18 protein-coding genes are annotated in these 14,403 nt (G+C 33.6%); all 18 read right to left on the bottom strand.

Annotation, left to right across the window (positions count from 1 at the left end; translation table 11 throughout):
- Positions 1-446 precede the first annotated feature (446 nt).
- The 18 genes from HMPREF0078_RS03200 to HMPREF0078_RS09210 all read right to left on the bottom strand — a co-directional run bounded on the left by HMPREF0078_RS03200 (position 447) and on the right by HMPREF0078_RS09210 (position 14,213).
- Positions 447-587, bottom strand: coding sequence for a hypothetical protein (locus tag HMPREF0078_RS03200; protein WP_004838661.1), 141 nt, complete (start codon positions 585-587; stop codon positions 447-449).
- Positions 588-842: 255 nt separating this feature from the next.
- Positions 843-1,121 (bottom strand): hypothetical protein, encoded by a 279-nt coding sequence (locus HMPREF0078_RS03190; RefSeq protein ID WP_232618486.1) that lies wholly within the window; start codon positions 1,119-1,121, stop codon positions 843-845.
- 332 nt (positions 1,122-1,453) lie between these two features.
- Positions 1,454-1,594 (bottom strand): DUF7225 domain-containing protein, encoded by a 141-nt coding sequence (locus HMPREF0078_RS09415; RefSeq protein ID WP_456061945.1) that lies wholly within the window; start codon positions 1,592-1,594, stop codon positions 1,454-1,456.
- 102 nt (positions 1,595-1,696) lie between these two features.
- On the bottom strand, positions 1,697-3,025 hold the full coding sequence (locus tag HMPREF0078_RS03185) for an McrC family protein (RefSeq protein WP_004838658.1): 1,329 nt from the start codon (positions 3,023-3,025) through the stop codon (positions 1,697-1,699).
- 15 nt (positions 3,026-3,040) lie between these two features.
- The gene (locus HMPREF0078_RS03180) at positions 3,041-5,998 is read right to left on the bottom strand and encodes an McrB family protein (RefSeq protein WP_004838657.1); all 2,958 of its coding nucleotides are present in this window, start codon (positions 5,996-5,998) and stop codon (positions 3,041-3,043) included.
- A 95-nt stretch (positions 5,999-6,093) separates the two neighbouring features.
- Positions 6,094-6,276, bottom strand: coding sequence for a hypothetical protein (locus HMPREF0078_RS03175; protein ID WP_155811434.1), 183 nt, complete (start codon positions 6,274-6,276; stop codon positions 6,094-6,096).
- 939 nt (positions 6,277-7,215) lie between these two features.
- Positions 7,216-7,407 (bottom strand): hypothetical protein, encoded by a 192-nt coding sequence (locus tag HMPREF0078_RS03165; RefSeq protein WP_004838654.1) that lies wholly within the window; start codon positions 7,405-7,407, stop codon positions 7,216-7,218.
- A gap of 365 nt (positions 7,408-7,772) precedes the next feature.
- Complete coding sequence (locus tag HMPREF0078_RS03160; protein ID WP_004838653.1) at positions 7,773-8,240, bottom strand: P27 family phage terminase small subunit; 468 nt, start codon at positions 8,238-8,240, stop codon at positions 7,773-7,775.
- A gap of 194 nt (positions 8,241-8,434) precedes the next feature.
- Positions 8,435-8,641 (bottom strand): helix-turn-helix transcriptional regulator, encoded by a 207-nt coding sequence (locus HMPREF0078_RS03155; RefSeq protein ID WP_004838652.1) that lies wholly within the window; start codon positions 8,639-8,641, stop codon positions 8,435-8,437.
- 9 nt (positions 8,642-8,650) lie between these two features.
- Entirely contained in the window at positions 8,651-8,968 is a 318-nt protein-coding gene (locus tag HMPREF0078_RS03150) for a DUF6442 family protein (protein ID WP_039920458.1), read from the bottom strand.
- 166 nt (positions 8,969-9,134) lie between these two features.
- Positions 9,135-9,299 carry an HNH endonuclease gene (locus HMPREF0078_RS09265; RefSeq protein WP_279625040.1) on the bottom strand — a complete coding sequence of 55 codons (165 nt, stop codon included), beginning with the start codon at positions 9,297-9,299 and terminating at the stop codon, positions 9,135-9,137.
- Positions 9,300-9,649: 350 nt separating this feature from the next.
- A complete protein-coding gene (locus HMPREF0078_RS03145; RefSeq protein ID WP_004838649.1) occupies positions 9,650-10,354 on the bottom strand; it encodes a GntR family transcriptional regulator in 705 nt (234 codons plus the stop codon).
- Positions 10,355-10,367: 13 nt separating this feature from the next.
- A complete protein-coding gene (locus tag HMPREF0078_RS03140; protein WP_004838648.1) occupies positions 10,368-11,387 on the bottom strand; it encodes an ADP-ribosylglycohydrolase family protein in 1,020 nt (339 codons plus the stop codon).
- Complete coding sequence (locus HMPREF0078_RS03135) at positions 11,380-12,774, bottom strand: PTS transporter subunit EIIC (RefSeq protein ID WP_004838647.1); 1,395 nt, start codon at positions 12,772-12,774, stop codon at positions 11,380-11,382. Before HMPREF0078_RS03135 ends, HMPREF0078_RS03140 begins: the two co-directional genes overlap by 8 nt.
- Positions 12,775-13,053: 279 nt before the next feature.
- Entirely contained in the window at positions 13,054-13,275 is a 222-nt protein-coding gene (locus HMPREF0078_RS08870) for a hypothetical protein (RefSeq protein WP_004838646.1), read from the bottom strand.
- A gap of 47 nt (positions 13,276-13,322) precedes the next feature.
- Positions 13,323-13,463, bottom strand: a complete 141-nt coding sequence (locus tag HMPREF0078_RS09105; RefSeq protein ID WP_004838645.1) for a hypothetical protein — start codon at positions 13,461-13,463, stop codon at positions 13,323-13,325.
- Between the two features lie 179 nt (positions 13,464-13,642).
- A complete protein-coding gene (locus tag HMPREF0078_RS08865; RefSeq protein WP_004838644.1) occupies positions 13,643-13,879 on the bottom strand; it encodes a hypothetical protein in 237 nt (78 codons plus the stop codon).
- A 46-nt stretch (positions 13,880-13,925) separates the two neighbouring features.
- Positions 13,926-14,213: a DEAD/DEAH box helicase family protein gene (locus HMPREF0078_RS09210; RefSeq protein ID WP_004838643.1), complete on the bottom strand. Its 288-nt coding sequence runs from the start codon at positions 14,211-14,213 to the stop codon at positions 13,926-13,928.
- Positions 14,214-14,403 lie beyond the last annotated feature (190 nt).

The following is a 14,403-nucleotide window of genomic DNA, read 5'->3' as shown; positions in this document are numbered from 1 at the left end:
TGTATTCACCGGCATCCATAACCTCAAACAGATGAATATCAACGCCATTACAACCATAACCAGTAAGTGTCGTGTTCTGGGACCAATGAATATCCTGATCACCATTCATACACATACCTGTATAGTGAAGAGGACACCACCTATTCATTTATCATAATAAATACTCTTAGTATATCAGATATCAAAACCAGTGTATTAGTCGTTTTTGAACGACGCATCCCACCCATATTGCCACATTTGAAGGTGTCTATAATATCTGAGTTTTTTAATATCTCTCCAATACTTAATCCAGGATTAAACATATAGCTTTCTTACTCTGACTCTGAAAGTTTCTTATCTACCCAGTCATATTCTTCGTTATATTTCTTTATAATAAATAAAAGTAGTGCGTCCAAATAATCCATATACGTCTAATATCTCACATCCGGCTGCGGATGAATCATCCACTATTCACTTGAACGATCTCCTGCTTTTTTAAGTTTTTCATGTTTGCGAATGTATCGAATCATACTATCACGCTCTTTTATCATTTCTTGATAAGATGTGTATTTAAAATATTTCACATACATTTCCGGGCTAATCATCATAGACGTGAATCTCCTCTACTTTAAGCCTAGCAGCATTATCTCTTCGCAAACCTGGAGAAATATCTCATATAGCTCCCCATAATTCACATAATTTTTATGTGCTGCATAGAATACCGCAGTGCTCACCTTATTATTTCCAACCTGGTCATATCGGAATGGTTTGATTTTAATATCCTTTAAATGAGTATATCTACCCTCCTGAATACCCAAGATAATATTTCCATTCTCAGGAAGGTAGTATATCGATACAACCCACTAATTCATATGAGGTGCTGCACTTGGAGTACCTTGACCATACTGAGCTTTAAAATATGGTCCATCGCAATTTGGTCTCTCTTTAAAACCGTATGGGACCTTCGATCCTTGTGCCTTCTTTGATTCTGTATTTCTATCTGCCTGCTCAATAAAATGTGTATATGCATTTTCAAAAGCCTTAGCAGAAACCACCTGACTCAATTCACTTGTATGGTTAGTAGCTTTTGCAGACTTGCCAAGTTTTTGAATTTTAAATGATACAAAGACGTTTAACTTCACAAATACTCTATTCAATTGTCTCCAAATGGTAGAACCACGTATCATCTGATGCTGGTTTACAATGATACGAAGTCTTTTGAGACCACTCTGTCGTCGCATTGGATATTTTATATACTTTTTCCTCGACACTAATTCTGCAAAATAACAACTCTTGTAAACGTATCGTAACCTCATTCTTCTCTATCGATACGTTTACTGGTGTTATCTTAAGCGCACTTTTAATGCCCTCAAATAAATCACTATGACGAAGTGCTGTAATATCTACAACTGCAGCCCCTTATTCATATAAACCATTTGTCCATAATCCACTTATACTGCCTTCTGTTTCACATCTACATCTGCAATATACAGGACCAGAATATTGATAAAACGACATAGCTTCCATCATCATCTTTTTCAAAAAGATGTGAGTGCTTTTCAAAATCTATGCCTTCATTAGTTCTGTTGTAGCAATAATCTGCTGGAAAAACCATTTCTGATCATAGGATATGTAGCAGTTACAAGACTATACAATTGATCAGGCATCATTTTCGATACAGTTACGTTTGAGCTGACATAGTCATTAATTACCTCTGTTACTTTTTCCTCGATTGTAATAACTCAGTCACCTCCAACTTATCTCTCAACTCTTCCAACGTTTCTGGCATACGTGTCAGATCAACAAAATACAGTCTAACTGTCGTTCCATCACCAGATTCAAATACTATATCATAATGATCACGCATCTCATCATTCAATGGATATAGAAGCCATATCTCTGATGTTTCATATTTCTTAGAGTACGCGTACATCTGATACATGTCACTATGAGAAATACCATAATTGGCACGCTCACTATTAATGAGACTTTTCCATTTTGTATCCATGATTACTGTTCTATCACCTCTCTTACAAACTATATCTGGCCTAAGTGCAAACTGACGTCTTGGCTCCATAAACAAATAGTATCCTTTGTCCTGGCTTGACACATCCCACCCTGCCGGTCTTAACACATTCTTCATCTGCTGCGCAACATAGCTTTCGTATACACTCTCCATTGGGAATAACAGAGCTCTTGATGTATTCTTGCCGGAAAATGTTGTAAATGATTTATTCATCAGAAATACCTTAGACCATTGCAAAAGCATTTCATAGTCTTTCGTATTTCTATCAATTTTCACCTGTGAAAAATCCTTCATATGATTCGTTGAGGGTTCCACCATTTCAAACGCTGTTAACAACTGTCTAATCTCTTTTGAGTTTTCAGCACTCGTTGTCAACTTCTGTAATTTAAGCAATGTCGCTTTCACTAGTTTGTTCTCTGATCTATTAGGATGGAATTCATCATAGGCTACATAGAATCTTTCCTTATGCGCAATGTTTGTTTTTATATGCTGACATGTAAGAAGCTTCCCTTTATAGAATTTGAGGTTATCTTCTTGTACAACATATGCAAATTTAATGCCACGCTTAACTAGCTGTCGTACTTCCTGTAGATACATGTTTATAAAAATCTCGTAGAGATTCATGCGATCCACTTTTAAGTTGCCGTAGTTAAATACCTTACTAGGAAAATCCTTCATACTTTTTAGCATCTTCATGAAGATTCTTTTTGTTTCCTTATTACCGGCGTCTTCGCCAGAATCAAAACTAATCTTAGGAAGCACATGTACCTGGTAACCATTATTCATCTGAATCAGGCCTACGTAATTCTTGATAGTTATGACATCACCAACATTACGTTTATAGGAAATGCGCATGAAATCCAATGCATCAGCATCTTCTTCATCTCCAGAGAATTCATGGATAAATTCCACAAGGTCATGGAATATCACTACATCAAGATATTTATATTTTTCATTATTTTCAAAATCAGCATTTCCAGTAATTGTATCGAACTCTCGCACCTCTAGCAATTTATCCATTTATTTCACCACGATTTAAATAATCTGTTTGTAACTTTCAAGGTTTTCAAATGCCTCAGTGTTGATGGTGTATTTCTTGTCAGGAAGATCAATAACATCATCTGCATTGCCCTTGAATATATTTTTTACTTTAACCTCTTCATCAAGAATGAACTTTATTGAAGGATCTGTCTTTCCGTTATCTCCAAGAACCAATTGAATCTTCTGATAATCCTCATAGAAGTATTCCTGAAGGAGTGGAATAACAGATTTTTCAAAGATTACCTTTAAGGTTTCAATTGTTGGAGCTTTTGCAAGCTTCGTAAAGAATGCATGACCAATTGTGTGCTCTCTATCATAAAGGAAGGTAATACGTTCATTTATCTTTTCAAGCATAGCTGCAACATCAAGATCGTCTACCTTATCTGCACCGATATCTCTAAGGACATCTGCATCAGGCATCATTTCCACAAACTGAAATCTTCTACGAAGGGCAGTATCCATCAATGCGATAGAACGGTCTGCGGTATTCATTGTTCCGAGTATATACACATTAGATGGAACACTAAATGACTCACCAGAATAAGGAAGAACCGCCGCTACCTGCTCATCCATACTTTCACGTTTTGTATCCTCTATTAAGGTAATAAGTTCACCAAGTATCTTAGAAATATTACCTCTGTTGATTTCATCAATAACAAATACATGGGGTTTGGCTTTTTTATTTTCAGCATTAATCAGTTTGTAGAAGTTCTGAACTTTATATTTTGATTTTGCGATTGCATAATTGGAGAAACATCCACCAACAATGCCAATATCAGAGAAAGTAGCTGATAACCCGGTTACTAACCAGTTGACCTCACGTTTCCAATGGAACGGTTCACAGTCGATCTCTGATACTTCTTCATCATCAATCACACCCAGTGCTGCGATCTTATAGCCTCTTCCCAGTACAACCCAATCTCCCTTTTTCATTTTTGAAATCATGTTGCAATGACTCTTATCGTATTCATCGTTTGTTTCTACCATGATTACACCATTCTTTAGTAGATAATCTTCATAATCAAAAGACACGTCTGAATCTCCAGCTCTATTTCTAATTATCCACAAATCTCCAAAACACTGAATATCATTATTCTCTGGTATACGAGCATCATCACAGAACTTTTTAAACACACCATCTTCAATGGTGTACCCAATATCAGAACCGTCATCTAATACCGGTTTGATACCTTCTATGAATTCTTCATATCCATAAGACTGATGGAATGTAGTAAACGCAACTCGACCCGTTGCTAACAACTCGCGATAACGAAGCATCACTTCGCCATAATCCATAGCTTTTACAATATCCAGAGCAAGCTGATCACAGATAGCCACAGCGTAAATTGCAGCGCTGTATGTTTTACCTGTTCCTGGAGGGCCATACAGGATCATATTTTTATCATATGCAATTACTGATTCTTCCTCCGATGTAAGATCAATGTGAGATAAATCCATTTCCTTTAACGCCTCCTCCAACTCACTTCTTAATTTCCAAGAATATCTAGTCTTATCCTTTTCAATTATATATCTTCCGACATACGGAATCGCATAATAGTGGTGACGATCGCCATCAGACAAAAGTGGGCAATTCGTCTTTCTATGTACTCTCTCGCCAAAGTTACGGCCCCAGTTATTATATGAAACATCTGAGCCACCATAGATTTCAGATAGATTAATACATGTAGATTCACCGCCTAGTTCAATTATCATCTTAAACATTCTTAGGTTATCTTCATTTGTAACATTTGGATCCTTAAGCAATTCCATCCATTTTTCTTTTGTGATTCCCGGATCATATTCTTCTAAGCTTGGCCAGTATATAACGTCTTCGGCTTTCTTACCAATTAGTTCTAGCCACATCTTTTTCAACTCTGGTAGAACACTTGATTTGATCTCAATACCAGATCCCATTGGACTCCACTGCTGGTCAGGAAATTTTATTTTAAGGTCATCCTGCATCAACAATGGTTCTGTATCATAATCTTGAATCCAGTCGTATTCTGCATCTATATGATTAGCTTTAACTCCTGCTGCAGCTTTTTCAGGATCGTAGTGATCTGCTTCATAAGCTCCCTTTGCCACATATCCATGAGCAAGAATTCCTCTAGGTTTGGAACCTGTCTTTATTAAGAAAATTTCATCACCAACAACAGGTTGCTTACTTGCACAAGCCCAAGGCTCAATAAATTTATTTCCAAGCTTTGTATCTTTACACCATGCTTTGTAGTTTGCCCAATCCCAGTTTGCATGATTCCAGGTTAACAGCCATGCACGCCCAGTTGATGGTGTTGAGGCTTTTCCAATAACATGTTCGTAATATGGAATGATCTTTTTTACTGCGGCCATTACATCAGCATCGTACTGTTCGTTTGTTTTATCCTCTACAGACTCAACATATACACAAAGCTGCACCTTTCGAATTTCGCCTGAATCAATCTTTGCTTTAATCTGGTCAACTGAATCTGTGATGATTGCTGGATTTCCCCACTCGTTACTTCCAGACACGTAAACCATTCCATCTTCTTTAGGAATATCTAAATGAGAATGGTATGATGCCATCGTTTTCTTATTGGCACCATCATTCTTTATTTCTAAACTGATGCGGTATCTTGTCATGCCATTGTTTTTCTCAACAAACAAAGAAATACTAGCAGGATTAGCTGTGTAATCCTTATATTTTATCTGCGCCCAGAGATACTTTCTGGTCTTCGTATTTGAGCCATCGAGCCATGAAATAGGCAAGCATTTATCCAAGCCAAACAATTGCTCGCAACGCGCTGCCATCTTCTTCATTTCAGCAACTGCTGCTTGTCCCTTTTCTTTAACCTTTAGAAGTCTATCCTTTTCTACTTGATCTACACCGGCTTCCTCTGGATTAGAGTATGGAATTTCCTGGTTATTATCCAAGTAATCTAATACTCCTTTGTAATCGATATTAATAGTTGTCATTTTCTTTATCACCTCTGGGTATTGTCCTTAACAAAGAAGAATAATTCTTTCATTGTCATCTGGAGACCGTTTATATCAAATTCATCTAAAATGCTTCATCCTATAGGATATGATTTGTCAGAAAACTCATCCATGATTGAGAGTCGTATTACAGTAGGATCAACCGCCGAATCAGCTCTCAAATAATTTTTTGTATGCTTTTCGTTATCAGCATTAACCCACCGCGAAACTCTGGTAGAATCAACTTCACATGTTATCAACGATTGAGCTTTTTTCACTATATCTGACTGCTTAAGGAACATGTCTTCACATATTGAATTCTGATTTATAGTATACTGTTCTGCAGCTAATAACGCTGCAGCAATCAAGACCACATCATTAACACTGTATTTATCCTCGGTGTCATCATTAGTTACCTGTTTAACTGTATATCAATATTTCTTAAAAAAATAATGGTATATGTTCCTCCGCCAAATCCGCAAAGATAAAACTCTTCTCCGGTAACAATTGAGTAAGCCATAGCTCGAATATAAATAGACAAAAATTTCTCCCCTTCATAGATCAGATAATATGAACGTGGTTCCAGCTGTTCTTGATTTTCCTCTATGAACTTTTTAATCGCCTCTTTGAAGCGTTCTTTTTTACTTTAGACCATCCACATCAAACCCCTTATTTCTCTTACTAATATTAAAAAGTCTGCTATCCGTTTTTTTTTAACTCACTCAAAACAGCCAACTTTTACCATTTCCCCAGGATATGTGACTGTTCAAAAACTACATCTATCTCATTTGTAATTAACATTAGCTCCTTTGTGCTTACTGTTTATCGTTTCAAATTTTTATTTAAATTCTTTGTAGTATAACCGATTATACGTGCCAAATCTTCAACACTTTTTCCTTTTTCTTTAGATAGATTTTTAATTAAATTAGACGTAATCATAATTCCATCTTATCTATCTAAACTTACTCTCTGAGAACATAATAACGTTAAATCATATTATAAACCAAAAGGTTGATATTTTCAATGTGCAACATGCAATGTTTGCACATCGTTAAAGGAAAAAAAGTAGAGCGTTTATGCCCTGCTTCCAAATTTCATTTATTCTCTTGCAATATCAATATCAATTCCTGCTTTAAAAATTACCTAAACTGGATCATCATATACTAGGATTTCCTTGACGCATTTTCTTACTAGCTTCTCATCGTATTCGGCTAGTTTCATATCTGATTCATTGCAAATTCGATCAGCTCATCTATCTCGTCAGCAAGGATGTTATAGTCTTTTTTCGCATGAAAAAGTTTCACCAGTTCCTTCTGCTTTACATTAAGTGTAATATTAATTTCTTCGAACTCTCCAGAATTGTCATATGCTAGAGCTCTGGAAATGTTCTCAATAAAAATCTCATTCATTAATGAGCATCTAATCAAAAGATTGAGCGCTTTAATCTTTGCCTCCTGAAGTTCCGTTTCCTTTACAGTAGGTGCATTGCAAGCTTCAAGCCCATTATCTACTCCGGTGCAGCATCTACATACATTAGATTTCTTGCATATATTGTTCCAAGTGATGCGTCTGTAGTATTCTCCGCTTATTTTTATACGCTAAATCTACAATTGCACAGAAATGCAATCTGCTATTTTATCTGGATGATTTGGATTTACTTTTTCAAACATTTTCTTTCTCTCTTTCTTTAAACAATGAAAATGCACTCGTGCCCAACGATAGAAACAAAGAAATCTATGATTTCGTCTTGTTTCATCGGAAGGGTGCAATATAATTACCTCCTTTGCCTTAGTAATTTCTCCATCATATCTTCTCCATAGTCTTCATAAACTTCTGTGCAGTTTTCTTTGACTATGTCATAAATCTCATACCATAGAAGATTAGCTGTTTTTTGAAACTGACTAGACATCTGTACAAATGGTGATGCAATAACTCCTCCAGTAGTAGGATGCTTTCCCAATAGTCCAAATTGACTTATTGCTTCTTCACATTGAATGTATCTTGCAAAAGCCTGGGAGTAGGATTCTAATAATCTTGGATTTACTAAGTTTTCACAGTTTCTCTGTTTTAACCAGGACCATGTCTCTTTATATATTTCATCAGCACCAAGTGGTATACAATTTTTTTGTTTTGCAGATAGATAATCACTAGGTGTAGGCATATCTGTTCCATCAAGAACTGCTCCGTCTGGTAAGTCAACTGCATCTATTTCTTCTGGAGTAAATGTTGGAATATCATTCATTAGTATTTCAAATTTTTTACCTTTTTCTATTTTTTCAGCAGCAGGCTGTGGTTTCCCTCCTGCTTTTACTCGTCTTCCACCTCTGTATGTTCCGTCTTTATCGATAGTATCACCTCCTAATACTTAAATATAAAATCTCCCTTCAATAAACAATATTGTTTACTGTAGGGAGATTTTAGTTTAACTATGTTCGCCTAAAAATAGAAAAGATCCTCAAATTTCTTTTCTAAAGCAATGCAAAGTATCAAAGCTAATTTAGCAGTGGGGTTAAATTGACCAGTTTCAATTGAGCTGATTGTATTTCTTGAAACACCCACCTCATCAGCTAACTGTTGTTGTGAATAACCTTTTTCTTTTCTGACTTCTTTTAAATGATTTTTGAAAACTAGTTTATCATCCATAATCAATCACTACTTCAATGTTATAAGGTTAGCTACAAATAAGGCGATTCCTATAATTGCCATAAGCGTCCCCATTAACAATTGCTTTCTTTCTTTTAATTTTGCATACTTTACAAGTTCTTTTGTTGCTTCAATACTAAAATAAATACTTAGTATTCCATAATTAAAAGAATTGAAGAAAAAAGCTTCAATTCCAAATAAGGTTGCAGCAACTGCCAATCCGATTTGGCTGGAAACCTCACCTGCTTTTTTAAAAATATCAACCATCATCTCATCGTGATGTTTATACTCCTGACGGCTTCTTGCTAAAACTTCATCTCTCTTCATATTCATTCTCCTTTATTCTTTTGACAAGTTTACTTGGTATTTATATTATATCATGACAAGTTTTATTGTCAATAGGTTAGAATAAATATTTTACTTTTCTGATGATATTCTTTAATACCCCCTTTGAACCCGTTTTTTTGTGAGTGAGAGGGCGGAACCATTGGTGTTAAATTTTGCTATATAGAAGTTGACTCCACCTCCCCTCAATACTTTTCATTATAAAATCTGTCTCTATCTCTGCATGAATTTTAGAGTGACAAGACTTACAAACACTCATCAAATTAATTTTCTCATGACTTCCACCAACTGAAAAAGGTTTAATATGATGGATGTGTTCAGCTTTTGTCTTCTATTTTCTTTTCAACATCTTTCACAAATAAGATGTTTGCTTATATATATTTTATGTATAATTCTAAATTCTTTATCATAACGCTTATGCGTCTCTGGGTTTCTTTTATATCGTTCGTAGTTCCTGTTAAATTCTTTATCATGTTCTTTACAGTATCTTCTATAAACTAATTCAGGACAACCTATGGGAACATGGTCTCTTAGGTTTTCTTGACAATCTATCACTCCATAGAAAAAGCCCTGGAGATAGAATCTCCAAGGCTTGGAATTATTTTCTACTATAAACATACTACATTTTTATACTGACTTTCAATGATATATTCTATTAGATTGTTAATTAATCTCGCTTAAATTAACTTCGTATTTATATTTGTCAGATTTATAGAATATTTCAACATATTCTACAATATTATTTTTTCTATCCCTTGTTATTCTTTCAATATACAATAAAGGAGAATCTTCTTCAATACTCAATATTAGAGCTGTATCTTTGTCTGATTTTATTGCCTCTATACTTTCTTTTGCATTGTTTACGATAATCCCATTTTTTTCAAAAATCTTATATAAAGAGGAATATCGGTCATAAAAATCATCTTTCTTTAGTCTGATAAATTTTAAAGGTATATAAGCTATGTTTAGCCCATAAATCTCCCCCTTTATAAATCTCTGTCTAACTAACTTATAAACTTTATCATCATTATTTAAATTCAATTCTGATTTTATCTTTTCATTTGGTATAATTATACTTAAATCTATTAACTTAGAGGTTACATTATGATAAAAATTATCCCTACTAAAGCCTCCATAAACTTTAATCTGAAGTATTTCCTTATTTGATTTCACAATTGTTGGCTTTCCCGAGGACTTTTTTATTAATCCTTCATTTTCAAGTCTATCCATGGCTTTTCGTGCAGTTATTCTACTAACTCCATAATTCTCCATTATTTCTTTTTCTGAATAAAATACGTCACCTTCGTAAAACTTTTTAGATAGTATCATTTCACGAAGATCTTTGAAAATATTATTGTATAAAGACATAATACTCCTATTTTTATAGATTTATTTTTTCTATTTCTCTCGCTAGTTCTCTAATTCTCATTTTATTTTTTTCTTCTAAAATATCAATCATATTCTCAATTTTGTCATTGATTTCATAACATATTGAACCAGCCATAGTCCCTGTTATTATAGCCACAGTATCAGTATCATAACCAATATTTACAGCATCAATAACTGCTTCAAAAGGATTATTTTCATTAGCCTTTAATATGCCAAAGGAAATAGGTACTGCTTCTGAAACATGCAAGCCACTTCCTATTATATCATATAAATCCTTCATAATTGAATCTTTATCTTTAGATTGTGATGCAATTTTTATTGCTAACTTTATTCTTTCAGTCACACTAGCGCCACCAACTTCTCTTGATAATAGTATTCCTTTCTCTTCTCCTATTATAGAGCCTTCTATACCTGACTTTATTATATCATTAATGTTAGAATTTTCTTTAAGCCCAGTGCTAATAGCAGACGCTACAGCACACGCTCCAGAAATCGCTAAATGATTATCATGCGTAACTCTAGTTATTTTTATGGCATCTTCAATAGCTTTATTTGGATTTCCCGGATTAAAAAGCCCAGCTGGTGAAATTTTCATTGCTGATCCATTTGTAGCTTTAGAAGCATAATCTACAGTTACAGCTCCAGGTGCTTTCTCTAATTCCTTAGCACCTGTTTTAAACATTTTTACTGCACTTCTAGTTGTTGGGCCTGCAAACCTATCAAAATATTGAGGCATATCTGACCATTCCAAAATTGCTAATTTTACAATTTTTTCATTTATAACACCGTTATTTTCTAAGATTTTTCTGCACAATAAATAAGTTTGAGAAAAATCATCTGTAACTTGTCCAGCTTCATTTCCTAGCGCAAAATTTGCTTCATCTGGTTTTAAAAATTCTTGAACTTTGCCATTAAATTTTTTTCTTATTTGATTAAAAGATAAATTTTCAGTTGCAGCACCCATCGCATCGCCTATTGCCCCATATGCTAAGCTATTTAATATTTTACTCATCTATTTCTCCTTTAACTTTATTTTCTTCTTTCCAACCTAATAATAATGTCAATATCATGCCACCAAAGAAAGCTATAGCTAATCCAACACAATAAGCCCACAAAGTTGGTCCAGCAAATGCAGGTATTGTAGTTAAACCTCCGAAAACAAAGGCATATCCTACTACATTGAATGCTCCCATAAAAGCTCCACCCATCGCTGCTCCTAAACAACCAGCAATTAATGGTGTTTTAAAAGGTACTCCTAATCCATAGATTGCTGGCTCTACAATTCCAGATAAGAATACCGACATTATTGATGAAACTGAGAAATTCTTTAATTTTTTGTCTTTACTTTTTAGAAAGATTGCAAAAGCTGCCCCTGCCATACCAAAATTAGCTGTAGCCCCATATGCTATCAATGAAGAAGATCCAGTAGTTGAAATTTGTGGTATTATAACTGTTGTATTAGGTGCCCAATGTACACCAAACATTATTAAAATATTCCATATACCACCAACAATTGCGCCTGTAATTATGTTATTCCAAGATGTAATTACTTCTACAAATTTTGCAATTCCAATACTTATATAATTTCCAACAGGTCCTATAACTACTGTTAATAAAGGAATCATTGTGATTATTAATATAGTTGGGATTGCTACAAGATGTAAACTACTTGGTAAAACCTTTTTCAACTTATTCTCAATTTTACTCTGAACAAATACTAATAGTATTGGTGGGATCACTTGACCAGAATATTCAAATACTGTCACCGGTAAACCAAATAGTGAAACAACTGTACCTGGATTGCCATTCATTAAATTCAGAAATCCTGGCATTGATACTGCAGCCATAATTGCTGCTGCAATTGGCATACTACATTTAAGTTGTTTAGCAGTTGACATAGCTACTAAAATTGATAAAATACTAAAAACTGATGTTGCTGCTGATGTCAAAATAATATCAGTAGTACTTCCTCTTTCTAATATTCCTAATTCAATAGCTAAAATAGTAAAACCTCTTATCAAACCAGAACCAGCAAATAATGGTAATAAAGGACGAAAAACACTCACAACAAACGATATGAATCTATCTAATATACCTTGTTTTGATTCCTCTAATTTCAAATCATCCTCTATCAATATATCAACTTTCTTCTCTGAATTAATATTTGAGTTGTCTATAATTTGATTATATATACTTTCTACATTGGTTCCAATTATTATTTGAAATCTATTCTTATCATCAACGACTCCAACTACACCATCTAATTTCTTTATTTCATCAACTTTAACCAAATCATATGATTTAAAAGTAGGCCTAAGCCTTGTTGCGCAGTATGTTAATTTGATTATGTTATTTTCTCCGCCCATTAAATCAAGTATTTTTTTACCTAGAGAATTCATAGATACCTCCTAAATATAATAATGTTATAACGTTATAATCTTTATTTAAATGTAACATATTCAATCACTAATGTCAACGTTTTCAAAAAGAATATTTAATTATATATCTTTTCTAATTTGTCTAAATCGATTTTGTATAGCCTATATATGTCTAACATTATAATTCATATTCTGTGCAATTTTTTCTTATGTATTATAGTTTAGATATCTTTTCTCAAGTAGCAATTTTAACTCTTCATCATTAATATCATTTATTAAACTGTAAATATTAGATTTTAACTACATAAGTTTATTGATATCATTATTAATGTCTTTTTCTAAATCTAATATTTTACATATCAATTCTTCATGTTTAGATATTATACTAGTATTACTTGGTATATATGAAAATACCACCGTTGCTTTTATCAATAGTGTATCTAAGGTTTCTGCAAGTTCCAACATTGAATTTATCATCTTGTCTAAATAAAAAGCTTGCTTTAAATATTCTTTTATATTCATTTCTTACCTCCATAAGTTTTGAGGTAAGTTATCCATATAACTTCTACTCATTTTAGATTTTCTTTTACTGAATCGATTAATGTAGCTTGCGTTTTATTTTTTCTTTCTAATGCTTTCTTCACGTTTTCATCAATTGTATCCTTTTCTAAGATGTGATGAATTACAACTGTTTCTTTCTGCCCCTGCATATAATGTCTAACATTGGTTTGCTCATATAATTCTAAGGACAAAATAAAAGAAAACCAAATTAATATTTATACACCTACTTGAAGGTTAAGTCTATGACCTACTGATGCTGGATTAATAATAGATAATGGGACTATATACTGATTCCATTCTTTAAAGTCCTTACTTGTTTTAAGATCCCTTACATCAAACCTATCTTTATTCTTTTTAAGTCTGACTTATACCAATAGGCTATCGGAACAGGTTTTCCATTTGCACCCTCTATTAAATTTTCTAAAGCATCAATTTTTCTATCATGAATACGGATCATATTTTTATCTTCATCATAAACTGAGCCTGATGCCATTTGCAGTAACTTATTAGAAAGGGCTGCAGAATTAACTGCATCTATATCTTTTTCCTTAATACTAACAACCAAGTCTTTTTTAAGGTCTCTAAGATATCTCTTTCTTTATCTGATAGATTTACAAGACTTCATTATTTATATTCTTTAGCATTTTTAGATAATCTTCAGCTTTCATAGAAACTGTTATATCTGATATTTTTTCATAGATGGCATCTTCAGCAAAAGGCAGTGGTTTATAAGAATAAAATATTGATCCATTTCTCTTATCTGTTTTGAAGTAGATTTCCCTGTACTGGCCAATGAATCTTCCAAGTCTCTCTCCCATATCAAGCAGTCTAAACTCAGCCCATAAATCCATTAGACCATTTGATGATTGAGTTCCAGTAAGACCAACTATTCTTTTCATCCTTGGTCTTACTTTAATCAAGGATTTAAACCTCTTTGACCTATTAGACTTAAAAGATGATAGTGGTATTGAAACAAGAACATCCAGCTACTTGATAAGCTAGGTTTATTCAAGTGTTCAATCAAACTAATCCACCTGCTTATCTTTTAATGAGTCAGTAATAACATTTACTTCATGAATGTACTTCTTA

Origin of the sequence: Anaerococcus vaginalis ATCC 51170, from assembly GCF_000163295.1 — a bacterium.
GTDB classification, from domain to species: Bacteria; Bacillota; Clostridia; order Tissierellales; family Peptoniphilaceae; genus Anaerococcus; species Anaerococcus vaginalis.
This window is presented reverse-complemented; position numbering and strand designations above follow the sequence as displayed.